This is a genomic window from Paludisphaera rhizosphaerae (assembly GCF_011065895.1).
GTDB classification, from domain to species: Bacteria; Planctomycetota; Planctomycetia; order Isosphaerales; family Isosphaeraceae; genus Paludisphaera; species Paludisphaera rhizosphaerae.
This window is the reverse complement of sequence record NZ_JAALCR010000015.1, coordinates 1-18,590: the sequence shown is the minus strand read 5'-3', so window position 1 is coordinate 18,590 and position 18,590 is coordinate 1. Positions and strand designations below refer to the sequence as shown.

Genomic DNA, 18,590 nt, shown 5'->3' with positions numbered 1-18,590 from the left:
GGCGGAGTCGGCCCGTCGCCTCAGGGATGCCTGAGACGGGCGAAGAAAGTGAGCGAACAAAGCCAATTCTCGAACGGCGACCCCACAGCGCAAATCTCGTCCGACACATCGATTACGTTTCTCACCGGGTCTCCCCACTGCCCGCGAACGAAGCCGAACGAGGCCAGGGAGTTCGACGCCAGGAGCATTCCCGGGCGTTCCGCCAGCGGCGCCTGGGCCTCCCCGGACGACGGTTGCGATTGACCCGATCGGCCCAATCACTACAATTTGCCTCAAGTTTTCCGAAGTCGAAAAAAGCGAAGGGTTAAGGCGTCGAGATGTCCGAAGAGTCGCGGGACGGCCTGGAAGCGGTGCGGGCCGAGAAGTTGCGGAAGATCGCCGACCTGGGGATCGATCCCTGGGGTCGCCGGTTCGACGACCATAGGTCCATTGCGTCCGTACGCGCCATCGATCCGCCGAAACCCGCCGAGGGCGAGACGCCCGAGCCCGGCCCGGCCGTCCGGGTCGCCGGCCGGATCATGCTCAGGCGCGGACAGGGGAAGGTCGTCTTCCTCGAAGTTCGCGACTGGACCGAACGCATCCAGGTCTTCATCGGCAAGAAGCAGGTCGGCGACGCCTGCTGGGCCCTCGTCGACCTGCTGGACCTCGGCGACCTGATCGGCGTCGACGGCACGCTCGGCTACACCAAGACGGGCGAGTTGACGGTCTTCGCGACCGACCTCACCTTCCTGGGTAAGAGCCTGGCCCCCCCTCCGGAGAAGTGGCACGGGTTGACCGACCAGGAGCGGCGGTATCGCCAGCGGTACGTCGACCTCTTCACCAACCCGGAGTCGCTCCAGACCTTCCTGGGCCGGTCGACGATCGTCCGCACCTTCCGCAAGGTGATGGAGGAGCGTGGGTTCATCGAGGTCGAGACCCCGACGATGCAGTCCATCGCCGGCGGCGCCGCGGCCCGGCCGTTCGTGACGCACCACAACACGCTCGACATCGATCTCTTCATGCGGATCGCCCCGGAGCTGTACCTCAAGCGGCTCCTCGTCGGCGGCATGGAACGGGTCTTCGAGATCGGCCGCGTCTACCGCAACGAGGGGATCAGCCCCAAGCACAACCCCGAATTCACGATGATGGAAGCCTACCAGGCGTACGGCGACTATCACTCGATGATGGACCTGACCGAAGGTCTCATCTGCGCCGCGATCCAGGCGGTCGGCGGCGGCTATCAGCGGTCGTGGGGTGAGAAGACCATCGACTTCACCCCCCCCTGGCCTCGCCGCGCGTATCTGGACCTCCTGAAGGAACACGCCCAGGTCGACCCCGAGGACTTCGAGGCCGTGAAGGCTCGCGCCGCCGAGAAGGGGATCGAGACCAACGGCCGCGACCGAGACGTGATCATCAGCGACCTGTTCGAGGCGACCGTCGAGGACGCCCTGATCGGCCCGGTCTTCGTCATCGACTACCCGGCGGCGATCTGCCCGCTGACCAAGCGGAAGGCGTCCGACCCGCGGCTGGCCGAGCGGTTCGAGCTGTTCGTCGACGGCATCGAGCTGGCCAACGCCTACACCGAGTTGAACGACCCGTACCTGCAAGAGGATCTCTTCCGCAGCCAGCTCGCCGGGCAGAAGGAAGAGGACTCGATGGCCAAGATGGACGAGGACTTCGTGCAGGCCCTCAAAAATGCGATGCCCCCGGCCGGCGGCCTGGGGATCGGCATCGACCGGCTCTGCATGCTCCTCCTGAACAAGGCGAGCATCCGCGACGTGGTCCTCTTCCCGCTGATGCGCCCGATTGTTGCGGGGGGTGCGGAAATTGTGGCGGGTAAGACCACGGCCCACGGCACAGGCTCTGTAACCCGGCCAGCGGACGAACTCGAAGAGGATTCGTCTGAGATCTGACCGCTCACGATCGTCCAAGCCCCGCGCGACAGGCTGGTTCCAGGAAGGAGTAGCCTCGTGTACAAGTACCTGCTCTGCTGGCGGTATCTCCGAACCCGATACATCGCGCTGGCGAGCGTCATCAGCGTCATGCTGGGCGTGGCCACGATGATCGTGGTGAACTCGGTCATGGCCGGGTTCGCCGACAAGATGCGCGACCGCCTCCACGGCGTTCTGGCCGACCTCATCGTGGAATCCGCCTCCTTCGACGGGTTCTACAACTTTGAGGAGGTCATGGCCCGGATCAAGGAGGTCGGCGGCAAGGACGTCCTGGCGACGGCCCCGACGGTCGAGACCCCCGGGATGCTCTCCTACCGGTTCGGCCCCGGCTCGCAGGACGTGCGCACCCACCCCGTCCAGATCATCGGCGTCGAGCCGACGGAGCGGGCCAAGACGGGGGACTTCGCCGAGCACCTCTTCAATGAGGAGGGTCGGCAAATTCCCCCATCGTTCGAGGTCACCGAGGAGGTCCGCGCGAAGTCGCCGGCCGGCCAGCGGCTCCGCGCCCTCCAGAGCGAGCCGGACGACGCCTTCATGAGGCAACTCATTGAGAAGGAACAGGCCGACCAGGTTCCAATGCAGGGGGCCATCGTCGGTTACGCAATCGCGACCTATCACCTCGGCCACGGCAAGCAGGATCTCTACCTGGCGGCGGAGGGCTCCAAGATCTCCCTCGCCTTCCCCAAGCAGGGCAAGGTGCCCGAGCCGGGAATGGACGCCTTCACGGTCGTCGGCTACTTCAAGAGCGGGATGAGCGAATACGACTCAACCCACGTCTACGTCCCGATCCGCGACCTTCAGCGCGCTCGGAACCTGATCCGCGCCGACGGCCGGGGAGCGGTCAACTCGATCCAGGTGAAGGTTCGCGACGGCGCCGACATCGACGCCCTGGCGGACAAGCTCCAGCTCAGCCTCCACAAGCTCTCGCCGAGCGCGTACTTCCACGTCTCGACCTGGGAGCAGAAGCAGGGGCCGCTGCTGGCGGCGGTGGCCGTGGAGCAGAGCATCCTGAACATCCTGCTGTTCTTCATCATCGCCGTCGCGGGCTTCGGCATCCTGGCGATCTTCTCGATGATCGTGGTGGAGAAGACCCGCGACATCGGCATCATGAAGGCGCTGGGGGCGTCGACCTCGGGCGTCCGGAACATCTTCCTCGGCTACGGCCTGCTGCTAGGGGCCGTGGGGAGCGGCGTGGGGATGATCGGCGGCCTGCTGTTCGTCGCGTACATCAATGAGATCGAGAAACTCCTGAGCATCATCCTCAAGCACAAGGTGTTCGACGACTCGATCTACTACTTCGACCGGATCCCGACGCTGGTCGAGCCCCACACCGTCGCCGCGATCGTCGCCGGGGCCATGCTGATCGCCGTCGGCGCGAGCATCTGGCCGGCCCGACGAGCGGCGAAGATGCACCCCGTCCGAGCCCTCCGCTACGAGTGACCCGTTCGAGGCGTCCCTTACCCGACCCTTCACGTCCCACACGGAAGACCCGGACGATGACGACTCATATCGCGGCTTACGGCCTGTCCAAGAGCTATCGGAAGGGCAAGTTGGAGGTCCCCGTTCTCCACGGCGTCGACGTCGAGGCGGAGCGCGGGGAGCTTGTGGCGGTGATCGGGGCCAGCGGCTCGGGCAAGAGCACCATGCTGCACCTGCTCGGCCTGCTCGACCAGCCCGACGCCGGCGAGGTCGTTCTGGACGGCCGCCGGATCGACGATCGCCCCGACCGCGAGCGCGACCAGCTCCGCAACCGGACGTTCGGGTTCATCTTCCAGTTCTACCACCTGCTGCCCGAGCTTTCGGCCCTCGAAAATGTGATGATGCCGCACCTCATCAGGAATGGTGTGCTAGCATACTTTCGGCAACGGAAAACGATCCGCCGCGACGCGCAGGAAATGCTTGAGCGAGTGGGCCTGGGCCATCGCCTAACCCACAAGCCGACCGAGCTTTCCGGCGGCGAAATGCAGCGTGCGGCCATCGCCCGGGCGCTCGTCGGCAAACCCGAGGTCCTCCTCGCGGACGAGCCGACCGGCAATCTTGACGCCGCCACCGGTCACGGCGTGTTGGAACTCCTCCGCGACTTGAACCGAGAGCGGGGGCTGACTATGATATTGGTCACGCATGATCAACAGATCGCCCACCAGGCCGACCGGGTCGTGAGGCTTGCCGAGGGGCGCATCGAGGAGTGGGTTCCCGCGCTGGTCTGAGACCAAAACCGATACCAGGGTGCGTGGTTGTCGCGGCCCCGACGCGGCGCGGGTGCGGAGGGCCGTATGAGCCCCAAGGTTTACATCGGCGGCAAGCTATACGATAAGGCAGACGCGAAGATCAGCGTCTTCGATCACGGTCTCCTCTACGGCGACGGCGTGTTCGAGGGGATCCGGTCCTATTCCGGTCGCGTCTTCCGGCTCAAGGACCACGTCGATCGGCTCTACGCCTCGGCGACGGCGATCCACCTACGGATCCCGATGAGTCGCGAGGCGATGGCCGCAGCCATCGTCGATACGCTGGCTGCGAACAAGCTGACCGACGCCTATATCCGGGTCGTCGTCACCCGGGGCTCCGGCAGCCTCGGTCTGGACCCGCGCAAGACGACGGATCCCCAGATCATCATCATCACCGACGCCATCAGCCTGTACCCGGAGGAGCTCTACGAGCATGGGCTGAAGATCGTCACCGCGGCGACCATCCGCAGCCACCCGAACACGGTCAATCCGCGGGTGAAGTCGCTCAACTATCTGAACAACATCCTCGCCAAGATGGAGGGCGCCCAGGCCGGCTGCCTGGAAGCCCTGATGCTCAACCACAAGGGCGAGGTCGCCGAGTGCACGGGCGACAACATCTTCGTCGTCCGAAACGCTGAGATCCACACGCCCTCGGTCGACTCCGGCATCCTTGAAGGGATCACCCGCGAGGCCGTCATCGAGCTGGCCCGTCAGGCTGGCTATCGGGTCGTCGAACGGACGATGGACCGATACGACGTCTACACGGCCGATGAGTGCTTCCTGACCGGAACCGCCGCCGAGCTGATCCCCGTCGTCGAGTGCGACGCCCGCCCGATCGGCACGGGCAAGCCCGGCCCCGTCTTCCGCGAGCTTCGCCAGCGGTTCGTCAGCCTCGTCCACGAGGGGCGAGACCAGTACGTCGAGGTCGGCAACGGCGCCGGCCGCGTTTGAATCACCGACGGCCGCCCCTCTACGGAGGGGGGCGGCGCTCGGTCAATCCTCGCCGGAAACCGTCGCATGATCGGCTTCACCCGCATCCTTGCGCCGTCTGACTTCAGCTCCCACTCTCATGAAGCCTTACGGTACGCCTGCGGGCTGGCGGAGCGCTTCGGGGCGGAGTTGCACGTCATCCACGTCCTCTCCGAGATCGTCCCCACCGGGCCCGACCCGCTCCTGATGCCCGTCATGCCTCCCCAGTTCTACGAGGAAGACGAGAAGCGGGCGGCGGAGACGCTCAAGAATCAGATCAAGCCGGAGTGGGGAACGCCCAAGAGCGTCACGACCGCCGTCTGCTGGGGAGCGCCGGCCGAGGCCGTCGTCGACTACGCGGCCGAGAACCAGGTCGACCTGATCGTCATCGCAACCCACGGCCGGACGGGGTTAAGCCACGTCCTGCTCGGCTCGGTGGCCGAACGGATCGTCCGGGAAGCCCCCTGCCCCGTGCTCTCGATACGATCCGCCCCGGCGGAGTCCTCCTGACATGTCGGAAGCAGCCGACGACGCCGAGCCGCTCCCCCCGCGACGGGTCATCTATCGCGGGACCAAGCTCGACCTGGCCATGCAGCCCGTCCGCCTCTCGGATGGCGGGCTTTCCGAGCGCGAGGTCGTCCTCCATCGGGGCGCGGTGGCGCTCGTGCCGATGGTCGACGCCGATCACGTCTGCCTGGTCTACAACTACCGCCACGCCATCGGCGAGACGCTGCTGGAGGTCCCCGCCGGCACGATCGACGAGGGCGAGACCCCCGACCAGACCGCCCCTCGCGAACTGGCCGAGGAAACCGGCTTCCGCGCCGGCAGGATCACCTTCCTCCGCTGGTGGCACGTCACCCCCGGCGTCATGACCGAGCGGATGTTCCTCTACCTCTGCGAGGAACTCACCCCCGGCCCCACCGACCACCAGCCCGACGAACGCCTGGAAACCAAGATCGTCCCCTGGAAGGACGCCGTCGCCATGGTCCACGACGGCCACATCCGCGACGCCAAATCGATGCTGTCGATCCTCTTCTGCGACCACCTGCGACGGACATATCGAAGATAGGTTAGCTCACGAGACAATTCTAAATCCTGCTAGCATCAATATCCAATAACGCGAACTGTTGATTGGATAGACGAAGGATCTCACCAGGATTCTTGCCGCCAAGGCGACCTATAAGGTCGAAAGCTTCAGCGGTGTAAGCGTCGTAGAGGAAGGTGCCGAAGTGACGCACCCTCTGACGCTCCTCTAATGGGAAATTAAGAATAATATTGTTTCTCATGTGTACATACACAAAATCGAGCTTGTCGAGGTCTAGTTCCGCTCGATACTGAGTCCAGTGCTCCGGATACCGATATGTATAGGACTCCTGGAGACACTTGACATAATCGTCCCATTCGCCACCGAAGGTAACTGGGACTTTGGTCTTGAACTGAGCAAAAAGCCGCTCGAGGTCGTGCCCATATCCCTTCAAATCCTTAGCCGTCAGGTTTTCGTTGCGGCTAATTTTGGCCTCAAGAACGAGGAACAATTTCATGAGCTTCTCGACTGCCTCAGCAGCCTTCGGTAAAGCCACCGTCACAAGCCCGTGAATCATAAGCAAGCGGGCAGCCAGATAGTCGAAATCGGCCATACCAAGGTATTCGAGTCGCTTCTTCAAACTATCCACATCCCACCTCTATTCAATCGTCCACTTGGACCACATGACAGAGACAAGGACGATATGGAGAAGGTTCTGCCGTTCTACGAAGATTTCCAGTTGAAGTCGACATACCGAGGAACGTTAGCCCTGCGGCCCGCCTCCGAACTGCTTCCAGTACCACTCGTGGTACGGGTTCACCTTGGGACCGATGGCGTCCTCGTTCTCGGGAAGAGCGGGCAGGATCGACTGCCACCACGCCTCGTATTCGCGACGGAGCCGGTCGACGACGTCGGGGTGGGCGGCGATGACGTTGGTCTTTTGGCCGGGGTCGGCCTGGAGGTCGAACAGCTCGGCGTTGTTAACCAGGGCGAAACGCTCGTCGCGGATCGAGACGCCCTTGTACTTGAAGGCGTCTCGTTGACCGTGAGGCCAGCGGCCGACGTGCGTGACGAGCACGCGGTTCGGCCATTCGACGGGCTGCTCGCGGAAGAACGTGACCAGGCTGCGGCCCTCGACCTGGTCCTTTACGGGCTCGTTGAGCTTCGCGCCGATGACTTCGGCCAGGGTCGGGAAGACGTCGACGTGCGCCGCGAGGGCCGGGACGACGCGGTTCCCCTGAATGCCGGCGGGCCATCGCCAGAAGGCGGGTACGCGGGTGCCGCCATCGTACGGCGTGACCTTCTGACCCCGCATGCCGGCGTTGAAGGTCTTCACACCCAGCGTTCCCCCGTTGTCGGTCAGGAACAGGACGAGCGTGTCGCGTTCGAGATCCCACCGCTTCAAGGCGTCGAGGAGTCGGCCGAAGTTGTCATCGATGTTCTCGATCATCCCGTAGAACTTGGCGACGTCCTCCGGCACTTCGCCGGCGTGGCGATTGGCGTAGCCCTCGGGGCACTGGAGCGGGACGTGAGCGGCGTTGGGGGTGATGTAGGCGAAGAAGGGCCCAGCCTTGCGCCGGGCGTCGATCCACTCGATCGCGTGGTTGAAGAAGACGTCGGTGCAGTAGCCCTGGGTCTTCTCGAAGACGCCGTTGTGGCGGATGGCCGGGCTGAAGTAGCTGTTGCCCGGGGCGTCGCCGCAACTGCCGGGATAGCTCTGACCGATTCCGCCCGCGCCGTGGATGAAGACCTCATCGAAGCCGCGGCGCTCGGGCTGGTGGTCGGCCTCATCGCCGAGGTGCCACTTGCCGAAGATCCCCGTCGCGTAGCCGTTCGTCTTCAAAACCTGGGCGAGCGTCGTCGCACCCAGGTTGAGCCGCTCGCGTTCGTTGATCGTGTGGGTCACGCCCGACTTGAACTCGTGGCGGCCGGTCATCAACGCGGCGCGAGTCGGCGCGCAGGTGGGGCTGACGTGAAAACTCTGGAACCGCAGAGCCTCGCGGGCGAAGGCGTCGACGTGCGGCGTCTTGACGATCGGACTGCCATTAACGCTGAAATCGCCATACCCGACGTCGTCGGGCATGACGATCACGATGTTCGGCGGCGCGGCCGAGGCGGACGTCGCCGCGAACCGGGACGAGGGGGCGAGGGCCGCCGCCCACATGAGGAGGAGGACCCATCGCCGGATCGTCATGGCGTCAACGTGCCTCGGAGTTGTTGAAGGGGACTTCGCGGGGAAGGATGACGGAGTCGCGCTCGTCGAGGCCCGGCTCCATCTTGCGGTTGTTGTTCAGGAAGACGTCATGGTCGTGCGGCCCAACGAGTCGGCTGCGATGCCACCGGACGGCGCCGTCGCTGTACAGCACGTTCTGACCCGCGCCGTAGTGGTTCGGGCTGTTGTGGTCCACGTCGCCCAGCAGAGCGTCGTCGGGAGGCTGATCGGCCACCACCGGAATCATGGAGGCTGGCCGCGCGTCGATCGGGCCGTACTGGCCGGAGGCGTGGCGGTAGCCCGGGTTGTATCCGTAGTCCCAGCAAACCGCCTTGGCGTACGCCGCGGGGTCTGTCTTGCGAAGGTCGTCGGCCTTCTCGAACGAGGCGAGCCCGCGGGCGTGCTGAAGGTCGCACTTGCCGTTGTAGGGGCAGTCGAGCACGGAAACGTCCGGCAGGACGCCGGCGTCGCGCAGAAGGGCGACGAACAGGCCGCTTTGAGCGTCGGCGCGATGACTTGGGGGAGCGGGATACGACGGGTGCAGCGTGGCGTACTGGGCCAGGCTGCTGCCGATCTGCTGGAGGTTGAACACGCACCCAGCCTGGTTCATCCGCTCGCGAGACCGCTGCACGGCCGGCATCAGCGTCAGCAGGCCGGCGATGAAGATGCTGGCGGCCACGGCGAAGTCGGCCCAGCGAAAAGGGACGCGAGCCGGGACGTAGTCCAGGATCGAGTGAGTCGACGGGCTTTGCGCGACGAACGCCAGCGTCCGGTTCGCCAACCCGGGAGGCGGGCTGAACATCGCCCCGTCATCGGCCAGCAGGTCGAGGGCTCGGCGGGTTTTCTGCACCCGGGCCGCCAGGTCCGGGTCGCATCGGCAGGCCTCTTCGCAGGCCCTCCGCCGCGGGTCTTCGAGCTGGCCGAGGGCGAAATCGAGCAGTTCGTCGGAGTTCATGGGGTCAATCTTCTTTCCCGTCCCGCTGCGCGACCTTCGCCATCTGCTGGAGCTTGGCGAGAGCCGCGTGGAGCCGCGATTTCACGGTGCCCACGGGAATCTTGAGGATACCGGCGATTTCCCGATACTTCAGATCTTGATGGTAGGCGAGGATCAGGGTCTGCCGCAACGCGTCGGGAAGCTTTTCCACACTCTCCCGCACCCATTCGCGTCGTTCCTGTTCCTGCAGGTCCGCCAGGGGCCCGGTATCGTCGTTGACGAGCATGTCCAGCAACGAACCGGCGTCCGACTCCCCCTGAGAGGGAGACAGCTTCTGATCCAGGCTTACGGTCGGGCGTCGGCCCGCTTTCCGGAGGGCGTCCACGGCCTGATGCGTGGCGATCGCATAAAGCCAGGGGCGGAACGGACGATCGTCTTCGTATAATCCGCGTTTTAAATGGATCTGGAGGAACGTGTTCTGAAACACGTCCTCCGCCGTCGACGGGTCGCCCGTGTAGCGGGCCAGATAGCGGTAGAGCTCGCGTTCGTAACGATGGACCAGTTCGTTGTAGACCTTCTCGTCACCGGTGTCGCGATACCGGCGCATCAGGTCCTCGTCCGTTTGATGGGCGAGCCCCTGCGTGGTATCCATGCCGATGACCTTAACCATGGTTACGCACCGCCGCGAGCGTTGGTTCGAAGGAACTTCCGATGGCGTCCAGCTTCTCAATTTGGAGGGACCGTCCTCGCCGGCTGGGCGTCGTCAGTATATCCAGCGAACGGCCTCCACGTTAGGCCTCGCCGGCAGGATGAGGTCGGGGTTGAACCGGAGCCTGGGCCACATGGGCTGAAGATGCGGCCAGTAAACGCTGAACGCCCGTCCCAGAACCAGCGACCGCGGGACTTCCCAGCTTTCACGCCCTGAAGAGTCCCAGCCGCGGTTGGGAGCCGTCGGCGTCGTCTGATCGGACCGCGTCCAGACTCGGCCGTCCGCGCTCCAGGGGCTGTTGTCCCCCAGCATCATGTACCTCCCCTCCTCGATCGGATACTCGCGCGGCTTCCGCCACTTGAGGGTCGCGTAGCGATCCGGATCGGCCAGGAGGTCGAACAATTCCACGGGAGGACGGAGCCGATAGCTCGCCAACTCGTCCGAGTCCGGGTCGCGAGGGTCCTGGGTGTAATACACGTCTCGTTTCAGGACCAATCGACTGACAGCGACTTCCGAGCCCCGAACGGCCACGCGCGCCGGCTCCAGGTCGGCGGCGGTCGGCGCTGGCAGGGCTTCCGCTCCTCCCGAATCATACGCCAGTCCGTCGCCGAAAGGACGGGAGCCGTCGACCCACAGGGTCAGTCGATCGTCGATGTTGGCGAAAGTCAGGTCGTGAGCCCCCGCCCCCTTCACGGCCGTTTCCACGGCAGGTCCGAGCGGATCGTCGTCCCGGAAGATCTGGGCCTGCCCCGTCTCCAGGTCGATCTCGCAGCGATTCGAGACGCCCCCCTCGATCAGCTCGATTCGGAACGAGCCGGACGGCCGCGAGGCCTGAAGCCGGAGCGAGAGGGCCAGGTCGCCCACCCAGTGGGGCTGAAACCAGGGCCGCGAGGCCATTCGGACCTGCTGAAGCTTCTCGGGAGCGAGGTCGGTGTTGAACGAGCAGAAGTCGGTGATCAGCGTCGGGCGAGGAGGCGCATCCAGTCGACGCCCCTCGGCGAGAGCTTCCCACTGTTCGGGCGAGGGGACGAGATGGTGGTATCGGAGGTCTTGCCAGACGTCGGGCCCCGCCTCTGCACGGTAGGAGCCCGGCGAGGGTTCGTCCCAGCCCGTCCACCGTCGCCATGTCGGGTCGGCGGCCGTCGTCCGAGAGCGGAACGCGTCGTCGTAGACGGGGATGTTCACCTGCAACGACTGCGCGGGGGGACGGCGCAGGATCTCGAACGGACCGTCTTCGGTATCACTCCGCCACAGGTTGCCCCGCTGAATGCGTAGGACCTCGCCGGGCATCCCCACGAGCCGCTTGATGTAGCGGACGGAGGGGTCTTCGGGAAGCCGGAAGACGGTGACGTCCCACCTCTGCGGCTCAAGACGCCCGAGCATCGGCAGGAAGGGGACCGAGGCATCGGTCTTGAGCGTGTAGATCCGGTCGCCGGCGAAGCTGGGCTGGTCGTCGACCTTCGTCGGTCGTCGACAGTTTTCACAGACTCCCCAGTTCACGCGGATGCCGGTCTTGCCGCCGCTCCCCGAGGCGTCGACCTCGCAGTCGGCGTTGACGCGATAGGTCCAGCCGCATTCCGGGCAGACGACCTCCTTGTGTCGGCCCATGAGCGTCGGGGCCATGGAGCCGGTCGGGATCACGAAGCCCTCGGCCTCGATGCTCCAGACCAGGAAGCCCACGACGACGACGACGAACGACTCGATCGTCTCGCGACGGTTGCGCCGACGTTCCCGGCGGGCCGCCGCGGCGGCGTCCTCAACCTGATTGCGCGGCGTCCCCTGGGGGGATGTCGCGGTTGTTGCATGCCCCATGTGAGTCCTTCGCCGGATCGTCATCGAGATTGCGTGTACTCGACAGGATACCAGCCTGCGTCGGACTCGGATATGCGACATGATGCGTCAGAGCGACGTCGGCTCTTGGGCGAGCATCCGGAACAGTCGCGCCAGGAACGCCTCGGCTCGCTCGCCGATGCCGGGACTCGTGGACTCCCGAGGCCCGGCGATGTTCAGAGTCCGGACGCGATTCGCTGTCAGGAAGTCGGCGACCATCCTCGGCGTCGTCACCCCGGGCTCGACCACGAGCATCGGCCTTCCATATCGACGAACCGCCGCCGCCGTGGCCACCCACCCGGCGCAGCCCGTCGGCCCCAGCCAGATCGTGGCCGAGGAGTCCTTCGCATTCATCCGCGTCCGTGTCGGCGAATCCGGCGTCCGCGCCGCCTTCATCCCGTATGCGTCCGCCATGTCAGGTCGGCGTCCATCCTCCGTGAGGAAGCCCAGCGGCATCCAACCCCCCGTCGCCAACCCAGCCGCCTTCGCCGCGCGCAGGGCGGCCTGGTCGACGCCGGTCTGGCCGCCGGAGACCACTCGTTCGAGCCTGGGCGTCGGCATGGCTCGTCCGCTGAAGGAGGTCGTTACTTCTTTGCCGCTTCGTCGGCGGGGTCGACGTGAAGCACAACCGACGTAGCGTGCAGAAGCTCACCCGGAAATTCCTCCGGGGCAGGAAAAGTCTTATGGGTTCTCCCACCGCGATAAGGTCGGTCCGGATCGCAGATGAAGACGTGGGCGACATAGTCGCCTGGAGGTAGGGGGAGGTCGAGGTCGAATGAATGCTTTCTGTCCTGATCTGGGGGCGTCGTCAGGATGCGGGGGTCGGCCTTGATCAGAATCCGCTCACCAGTCTTGGCTCTGAGGGGCGTGGGATCGGCCTTCTTGAAGACGGTCACGAGAACCTGAAGTCGGCGGGCTGCCGGCGAACGACCTTCGTCGTTAATCTCAAGGCGAACGGGGAATCCCCCCTTGCCGGTGACGGCGTGTGGAGCCAAATCGCCTGGCGAATTCCTGAATTTGAGATCGACGTGACGGCTGTAGACCTTGCGTTGCGGCGGAGGCTTTTTATCCCCGTCCTGACCATCAACCACGATCGGAACTAAGATCAGGCCAACCACGAACAGGATCGCAGGACGGATCGGCAAGGGACACCCCTCTCCTCTTGATAGGGACGGTTCAGCCGCCCCCAAGGATGATTCGCGTCGCAGCCGAGGTCAAGCGTCAAATCGAACGAGGTGAGAACGCGAAGACACAGTCCGACGACCTCCCGTGACGAACACCATGCGGCGATTTCGCTGCCCAGGAAAGCGTCCTCGCCAGGAGTCGAACCTGGTCTACGACCTTCGCAAAGTCGCGTGCGAATCCGTCACACCCCGGGGACGTCTGCAATCCGGGCGCGAGTGCGCCCATGCCCTCGCCAGGAATCGAACCTGGTCTTCAACCTTCGGAGGGTCGCGTGATACGCTGTTTTTGCAGGGAAACAGACTGTCTGTTCCTGAATTCTGTTCCTGAATTCCTGGAAAGATAGATAACATGGCGAGACCTGGAGGACCCTACTGGTGGACGGCTCGATCGAGGTGGGCGGCCAACATTCAGGGGAGCAAGTTGACCGCCCCTCGAGAGATTGGCCCCAAAGAACGGGCGGCGGCCTGGACCTGGTACGAGGCCGAGGTCAAACGGATCGAGGAGGGGCTTGCGGCGGTCTCTCGGGGGCCGTCGGTCGCCGACCTGTTCGACGCGTACCTCGGCGACTGTCAGGAGCGGGTCGCGGTCGGGACGATGGACTCGGTCACCCTCGACGTCACGACGCGCTTACTGACGACGGCTTGTGGATTCCGGGCGTGCGGAGCCAAGTTCGGGGACTTGCTCGCGGACCAGGCCAGGGAACAAGATCTCCGGTCGGTCGCCGAGCAATGGCTTCGTCGAGGCGCTCCCAACGGTCGCGGCCCGGCCTCGACCTCCTACGTCGGGACGGCCGTCCGGCGGGTCAAAACCGCGTGGCGCTGGGCCAAGAGGACGGGCCTGATTCGGTCGTTCCCATTCGAAGACTACAGTGGCCCCAAAGTCGTCGAGCCGGAGGTCGAGATCCCGCCAGTCAAAACCGTCGCCGACTGGCTGCGCTACCTCAGGTCCACGGCGACAAGCCCTGAACGTCGCAACTACCTGCTCCTCCAGCGTCTGATCGCGGCGACCGGGGCCAGGCCCTCGGAGATCGCGACCGCGACCTGGGGAGAGGTGGCCTGGTCGGTCGGCAAAACGCCTTCCGGAGCCTCCTACGGGCTGTTGGTCCGTAGGAAGTGGAAGAACTCCGGGAAGACCGGCAAGGCCAGGAGGATCGTCCTGGGGCCCGCCCTGCTCCGCCCATTGCGAAGGTTGTTCGACCGAGTTCAACCCGAGCCGGGGGACCTGATATTTACGTCGCTGGGCGGCCGGCCCTGGACGTCGAACCGGTTGGTCTGCTCGGGTAAGGATCTACGGAGGGCCGCGATCGCGGCCGGCTGGCGGATCCCGGCGGAGGGGGTGGGAAGGTTACGGGCCTACCAGCTTCGGCATCTGGCCGCGACCCGATTGATTGAACGAGGAGTGGAGTCGGCGACCGCAGCCGAAATGTTGGGGACGTCCGTGGCCATGCTCTCGAGGACTTACCTGCATCTTTCGACGGACCACCTCGCGGCGGCGGCGGAGGCGGCGCGAGGGGCGAGGGTCCAGCGCCTCAAGGTCAATAGTCGCCGAGGAACCGACGGGCGGGCCGAGTGACGACGCCCCGACGCGGGGGAGGGCCCTCGACCACCTCGGCCGTCCTGGCCCTCTTCCGGGCCTCCTCCCAGGCCGTAACATCGCGTGCGTCGAATCGGGTCGTCGACCAACTGACGTTACGGCCCGTCCGACGCAACTCGATCATCGGGACCGCCCCCTCCAATACAGTCCGACGGGCCTGCCGGATGGTCACCTCCCAGCGTTTGGCCAGGTCCTCGATCCGTAGCAAGTCGTTCGCCACCTCTTACTCCTCCTAGGTGATTACTCTCCATTACCAAACTATCTGCCTGCGGCCCGATTGCGCGCTCAGGCCCCCACGATTTGCTTCGCCTCACCGTCGAACGGGACACAGGATCGGCGCATGAAAAGGCCCGGCTTCCTCGCGTGGTGAGGGGCCGGGCTGTTGATTCAGCACTAGCGAGTTGGTCCTGTGGATCGATTCCGAAAACCAAGCTACGGGTACAGCGTATACCGCGCAGAGTCGATCAAGGAGCCACGTGGACGAGGACCGCTTTCCCCGCCTTGAGCGCGCCAGGGAAGAGGGCAGGATCTGGGAAAGTCTCGTCGTGCTCTCGACCTTCATAAGGCGTGTCAGGATCGCATAGGAATACCCGGGCTACATAGTCGCCCGGCAACATTGGAATGTCCCATTCGAAAGGGGCGGTTTGATCCTCATCCGGCCCCGTCGTCATGATCTTTGGGTTGGCATCGACAAAGAACGTCTCGCCGACCTTCGACGCAAGCTTGCCGCCGCCAGGGGTAGAAATCTGGACGAAGACCTGCAACCTCCGTGCTCGGTCCGACTTCCCGATGTCCTTGACCTCGAGTCGGATCGGGAATTTCCCCTTGCCGCTCACGGCAGGCGTCCGACCTTCTTCCGAGTTCGAATTGGTTACGTCGAAAGTCACCTTTCGGTGTAGGGCTTTCGCCGCAGGTTGCTTCTCGGCAAGGATTGTACTGTGAATCGCCAGCCCCATGACTAGGCCGACGGCAACTGTGACCATCAACGACTTCGAGAATCGACGCATTGTGTAACCTCCTGTGTTGCTGTCCGTAATCCGATCACGGAATGGTCACCTCGGAGCTATCCGAGAACTCCCAAGATTTGTCGTAACTCGTGCAGTCGACCGTATAGTAGTGGACACGTCCTTCCCATTTGCCGGAAACTCTCGCGGTCGACACTTCGCGAATTGTGCGTGGTGTCGCGTCGGTCCCCTCATTGCAATACAAGTCGATGTTGTCGTCCTCTATAGGATAGCCCGCACCGAAAGGACCCTGGAGTGCGGTCCTGAAGAAGAAGCAGCACTGTTCCCCGTCCCCAGCAGGACATGTCAGCTTTGCAGTACTTTTACACTTAACATTTGTGGCATCGAAAGTGGTATCAGCATCAAGGTCGCCGACTGAGCCCGGACAGTCAGGGTAGAAGGCCAACGCGACGGGGCCGCTCATAGTACCCACGGCAAGCCCAAGCGCCAAACCGAATACGTGCTGAAGGATCGCAGGCCGGGTTGTTGCAAGCATGATGCTTTCCCCTGTTTGTAAACGACTTGCGAATCAACAGTGCCGCCGCGAACCCACTTTAAGTGGCGTTTGCGAACACCGGTCGATGATATTGAACCTCCTAAGGCGTCATGTCCATATAAATTCGGGAGCATTAGCAATTTTAAAGACGCTAACTTCACATCGTCACCTTGGTGCTTTGCCAGGTTGACGACTAAGCCAGCAACCGAGGAACAACGGATTGAAAGCCATGCGCTTTCACCTTTGGATCCTGTTAGGATGATTGCCGCTAATCATCCCCCGGCCCGATTGCCGGGGGGAAAATGACAGCTGGATCAACCCACCCAGGCCCAGGTCTTATTGGCCCTCACAGCCCGGACGGCCGTAACCGTGACCCCGTACTTGTTGGCGAACCTGGTGAGGTCGCCGGGAGAGATCGCGGCGGCCTTGATCTCCCGGGCGGCATCCGGGGTCAGCTTGGACCGAGGGTTCTCGGCGCCACGGGCGAGTTGCCCCCGAGCGGCGGCCCGTCTCAAGTTGGTCTTGTGGGTGCAGTAGCTGAGATTGTCGGGCCGGTTGTTGGCCTTGTTGCCGTTGTGATGATCCACCTCCTGACGCTCCGGGCAGGGGCCGATGAACGCCTCGGCGACGGCCCGATGGACCAGGACCAGGCGCGTGACTCCATCGACCCGCAGGCCGAGATGCACGTACCCGTCCTTTCGGAGGGTCTGCTTGAGCAGGCGGCCGCTCTTGTCATTGCGGATTTGGCCCTCGCTGCTGGCGCTGTAGCCGGGGGCCGATGGGATCGGCTTCCAGGTCTCGACGTCGGCGGGCTTGGGGAAGGTGAACGTCGTGGGCAGGAGTCGAGTCGTGGAAATCACTGGGATAGCCTCCGTGCGGTAGGGGCCGCCCCGTCCTGGGGCGGCTGGGAACTCGGAGCAGATCAGAAGGGTTGTTGCCGGCGGATCGCCTTGGTCGAGGTCGTGGGAGGCTGAACCTCGATAGGCTGCCGCCGCAGATCCTCGACGGCCTTGGTCATGATCCGGACCATCCAGTCCCGAGTGCAGCCGCAACCGACCTCGACTTCGGACCGGATCGGCGTCGGTCCGGAGCGGTAAATAATGCGGGCGTAACCCTTTACGCCATTGTGATCGTCGATCCCGGCGTAGATTTCGACGTCGGGGTAGCGCGTGGAGATCTCGTCGACGACGCGGCGCCAGACCACGGCGGCTTCAGCTTCATAGGCTTCGGACGGGCTCATCTTGTTGCTCCTTCCTAGAGGTGGGCCGCCTTCGGGCGGCCCGAGAACGTGAAGAGGGTCAAACGACGGGAACGGGTGCCGGAGGGGGCGGTGGCGGAGGAGGCGGCGGGCAGACGACGACGACGCCAGCGGCCGCGCTGGCGACCGCCGCCGCCTTCAGGGCGTCCATTCGGGCCTCGGCCTCGGCGCAGGCGGCGGCGAAAGCGGCGTCCCCCCGTCGTCGGACCTCAGCCAGTTCCGCCTGCACGTCACGAGGGCCGAGCCGTCGCGACTCGGCCTCCATATCGGCGAGCAACGCAAGTAGCTCGGTCTCGGGCATCCCAAGCGGGAAATCGTGGTGAACCTGATGGCACTTGGCTGAGGAGGCCTGCAGCTGGTAGAGGCCGGCTGCCTTCGGAGTGATCTGGGCCGACCGGTCGTCGGAGGCTGCTGCCCACTCGGCCATGACCCCGACTAAGTCGGAGGCGACCAACAGGGGGCCCGCCGATGCCGCGGAGACCGACTCGAGCGGGTTGCGCCAGTAGCGGACGGTCGGCCGGCCTCCTCCTGTCCCCGATTCCGCCTGATAGGCGAGAATCCAACGCCGTTCGCAGGCGGCATGGATCGCTCTGTCAAGCTCCTCCGGCCCCCGCAGGCCGGACCAGCCCTTGCGCTGCAGGTCCCGGCGCGTGAAGCCGGCGGGGAGCTCCGAAAGGCGACGGGCCAGCCTGGCTCCCGGCGAAACCGACGCGCCGCCGGAGCAGCCATAGACGCGACGAGCATGGGCTTCCAGGTAAACCGCCCAGCCGATCGCGGATTCGACGGCGGCGACGTCGACGGGCGGGATCTTCTCGGAGTCGACGTGGGATACCAGGTGGTAAACCAACGCCAGCGACGGGACCAGGCTGCGGTACTTGCTGAGGGCCGACTTCAGCGCCGGATCTTCGATATCCCCGCTCCGAAGCCGGACCTCCAGGGCCTCGAACCAGGAGTCGAAGATTGCCTGGGCTGCGGCGTCGAACCTGAAGGCGGGGGGGCCGCCGAACTGGTCGACGTGGCCGCCGCGAGACGAGTAGTCGGCCTCGGCGATCTTGCGGAAGATCCTCCTGACCTCCTGTTTGGCTTCATGGTCGGGCCAGCGCTCGCAAGGCTTGTACGGCACGGCGTCGGGCCAGACGAGCAGTTGGACCCGAGCCAGGAGGCCGTCCGCTCCGACGCCGTTCCGGGCATCGGCGACGAGACTCGCGAGGGGGCCTGGT

At 64.6% G+C, this 18,590-nt stretch carries 19 protein-coding genes; 7 read left to right on the top strand and 12 right to left on the bottom strand.

Annotated features, from left to right (window positions below):
• Positions 1 to 317 precede the first annotated feature (317 nt).
• The 6 genes from lysS to G5C50_RS19290 all read left to right on the top strand — a co-directional run bounded on the left by lysS (position 318) and on the right by G5C50_RS19290 (position 6,194).
• Positions 318 to 1,892 (top strand): lysine--tRNA ligase, encoded by a 1,575-nt coding sequence (lysS, locus tag G5C50_RS19315; protein ID WP_165071992.1) that lies wholly within the window; start codon positions 318 to 320, stop codon positions 1,890 to 1,892.
• A gap of 57 nt (positions 1,893 to 1,949) precedes the next feature.
• Complete coding sequence (locus tag G5C50_RS19310) at positions 1,950 to 3,371, top strand: ABC transporter permease (RefSeq protein WP_165071990.1); 1,422 nt, start codon at positions 1,950 to 1,952, stop codon at positions 3,369 to 3,371.
• A gap of 56 nt (positions 3,372 to 3,427) precedes the next feature.
• Positions 3,428 to 4,138 (top strand): ABC transporter ATP-binding protein, encoded by a 711-nt coding sequence (locus tag G5C50_RS19305; protein WP_165071988.1) that lies wholly within the window; start codon positions 3,428 to 3,430, stop codon positions 4,136 to 4,138.
• Positions 4,139 to 4,204: 66 nt separating this feature from the next.
• On the top strand, positions 4,205 to 5,107 hold the full coding sequence (gene ilvE / locus G5C50_RS19300) for a branched-chain-amino-acid transaminase (protein ID WP_165071986.1): 903 nt from the start codon (positions 4,205 to 4,207) through the stop codon (positions 5,105 to 5,107).
• A 66-nt stretch (positions 5,108 to 5,173) separates the two neighbouring features.
• Positions 5,174 to 5,635 carry a universal stress protein gene (locus G5C50_RS19295; protein WP_165071984.1) on the top strand — a complete coding sequence of 154 codons (462 nt, stop codon included), beginning with the start codon at positions 5,174 to 5,176 and terminating at the stop codon, positions 5,633 to 5,635.
• A 1-nt stretch (position 5,636) separates the two neighbouring features.
• The gene (locus tag G5C50_RS19290) at positions 5,637 to 6,194 is read left to right on the top strand and encodes an NUDIX hydrolase (RefSeq protein WP_165071982.1); all 558 of its coding nucleotides are present in this window, start codon (positions 5,637 to 5,639) and stop codon (positions 6,192 to 6,194) included.
• Between the two features lie 19 nt (positions 6,195 to 6,213).
• Here G5C50_RS19290 and G5C50_RS19285 read toward each other — a convergent pair whose 3' ends face one another.
• From G5C50_RS19285 to G5C50_RS19255, 7 genes are all read right to left on the bottom strand, one after another.
• Positions 6,214 to 6,789, bottom strand: coding sequence for a hypothetical protein (locus G5C50_RS19285; protein ID WP_165071980.1), 576 nt, complete (start codon positions 6,787 to 6,789; stop codon positions 6,214 to 6,216).
• A 123-nt stretch (positions 6,790 to 6,912) separates the two neighbouring features.
• Positions 6,913 to 8,343, bottom strand: a complete 1,431-nt coding sequence (locus G5C50_RS19280) for an arylsulfatase (protein WP_240907248.1) — start codon at positions 8,341 to 8,343, stop codon at positions 6,913 to 6,915.
• Between the two features lie 4 nt (positions 8,344 to 8,347).
• A complete protein-coding gene (locus tag G5C50_RS19275) occupies positions 8,348 to 9,316 on the bottom strand; it encodes a hypothetical protein (RefSeq protein WP_165071979.1) in 969 nt (322 codons plus the stop codon).
• 4 nt (positions 9,317 to 9,320) lie between these two features.
• Positions 9,321 to 9,965, bottom strand: coding sequence for an RNA polymerase sigma factor (locus tag G5C50_RS19270; RefSeq protein WP_165071977.1), 645 nt, complete (start codon positions 9,963 to 9,965; stop codon positions 9,321 to 9,323).
• A gap of 93 nt (positions 9,966 to 10,058) precedes the next feature.
• Positions 10,059 to 11,816 carry a S26 family signal peptidase gene (locus G5C50_RS19265; RefSeq protein WP_165071975.1) on the bottom strand — a complete coding sequence of 586 codons (1,758 nt, stop codon included), beginning with the start codon at positions 11,814 to 11,816 and terminating at the stop codon, positions 10,059 to 10,061.
• Positions 11,817 to 11,903: 87 nt separating this feature from the next.
• A complete protein-coding gene (locus G5C50_RS19260) occupies positions 11,904 to 12,395 on the bottom strand; it encodes a YpsA SLOG family protein (protein ID WP_165071973.1) in 492 nt (163 codons plus the stop codon).
• Positions 12,396 to 12,418: 23 nt separating this feature from the next.
• The gene (locus G5C50_RS19255; protein ID WP_165071971.1) at positions 12,419 to 12,979 is read right to left on the bottom strand and encodes a hypothetical protein; all 561 of its coding nucleotides are present in this window, start codon (positions 12,977 to 12,979) and stop codon (positions 12,419 to 12,421) included.
• Between the two features lie 388 nt (positions 12,980 to 13,367).
• Here G5C50_RS19255 and G5C50_RS19250 point away from each other — a divergent pair, with 388 nt between their 5' ends.
• Positions 13,368 to 14,591, top strand: coding sequence for a tyrosine-type recombinase/integrase (locus G5C50_RS19250; protein WP_165071970.1), 1,224 nt, complete (start codon positions 13,368 to 13,370; stop codon positions 14,589 to 14,591).
• On the opposite strand, the gene G5C50_RS19245 is transcribed toward G5C50_RS19250, so the two are convergent.
• The 5 genes from G5C50_RS19245 to G5C50_RS19225 all read right to left on the bottom strand — a co-directional run.
• A complete protein-coding gene (locus tag G5C50_RS19245; RefSeq protein WP_165071968.1) occupies positions 14,554 to 14,832 on the bottom strand; it encodes a hypothetical protein in 279 nt (92 codons plus the stop codon). The two genes, G5C50_RS19250 and G5C50_RS19245, sit on opposite strands and share 38 nt — an antisense overlap.
• Positions 14,833 to 15,076: 244 nt before the next feature.
• Entirely contained in the window at positions 15,077 to 15,619 is a 543-nt protein-coding gene (locus G5C50_RS19240; RefSeq protein WP_165071966.1) for a hypothetical protein, read from the bottom strand.
• 807 nt (positions 15,620 to 16,426) lie between these two features.
• Complete coding sequence (locus tag G5C50_RS19235) at positions 16,427 to 16,972, bottom strand: NUMOD4 motif-containing HNH endonuclease (RefSeq protein ID WP_165071964.1); 546 nt, start codon at positions 16,970 to 16,972, stop codon at positions 16,427 to 16,429.
• Between the two features lie 62 nt (positions 16,973 to 17,034).
• Positions 17,035 to 17,352, bottom strand: a complete 318-nt coding sequence (locus G5C50_RS19230) for a hypothetical protein (protein WP_165071962.1) — start codon at positions 17,350 to 17,352, stop codon at positions 17,035 to 17,037.
• Between the two features lie 58 nt (positions 17,353 to 17,410).
• A partial coding sequence (locus G5C50_RS19225; RefSeq protein WP_165071960.1) for a DUF3987 domain-containing protein occupies positions 17,411 to 18,590 on the bottom strand: 1,180 nt, incomplete at its 5' end.

Coding starts and splice junctions, on each gene's coding strand:
- lysS (WP_165071992.1), top strand. CDS start 318: ATGTCCGAAGAGTCGCGGGACGGCCTGGAAGCGGTGCGGGCCGAGAAG.
- G5C50_RS19305 (WP_165071988.1), top strand. CDS start 3,428: ATGACGACTCATATCGCGGCTTACGGCCTGTCCAAGAGCTATCGGAAG.
- ilvE (WP_165071986.1), top strand. CDS start 4,205: ATGAGCCCCAAGGTTTACATCGGCGGCAAGCTATACGATAAGGCAGAC.
- G5C50_RS19295 (WP_165071984.1), top strand. CDS start 5,174: ATGATCGGCTTCACCCGCATCCTTGCGCCGTCTGACTTCAGCTCCCAC.
- G5C50_RS19290 (WP_165071982.1), top strand. CDS start 5,637: ATGTCGGAAGCAGCCGACGACGCCGAGCCGCTCCCCCCGCGACGGGTC.
- G5C50_RS19280 (WP_240907248.1), bottom strand. CDS start 8,343: ATGACGATCCGGCGATGGGTCCTCCTCCTCATGTGGGCGGCGGCCCTC.
- G5C50_RS19275 (WP_165071979.1), bottom strand. CDS start 9,316: ATGAACTCCGACGAACTGCTCGATTTCGCCCTCGGCCAGCTCGAAGAC.
- G5C50_RS19270 (WP_165071977.1), bottom strand. CDS start 9,965: ATGGTTAAGGTCATCGGCATGGATACCACGCAGGGGCTCGCCCATCAA.
- G5C50_RS19265 (WP_165071975.1), bottom strand. CDS start 11,816: ATGGGGCATGCAACAACCGCGACATCCCCCCAGGGGACGCCGCGCAAT.
- G5C50_RS19260 (WP_165071973.1), bottom strand. CDS start 12,395: ATGCCGACGCCCAGGCTCGAACGAGTGGTCTCCGGCGGCCAGACCGGC.
- G5C50_RS19250 (WP_165071970.1), top strand. CDS start 13,368: ATGGCGAGACCTGGAGGACCCTACTGGTGGACGGCTCGATCGAGGTGG.
- G5C50_RS19240 (WP_165071966.1), bottom strand. CDS start 15,619: ATGCGTCGATTCTCGAAGTCGTTGATGGTCACAGTTGCCGTCGGCCTA.
- G5C50_RS19230 (WP_165071962.1), bottom strand. CDS start 17,352: ATGAGCCCGTCCGAAGCCTATGAAGCTGAAGCCGCCGTGGTCTGGCGC.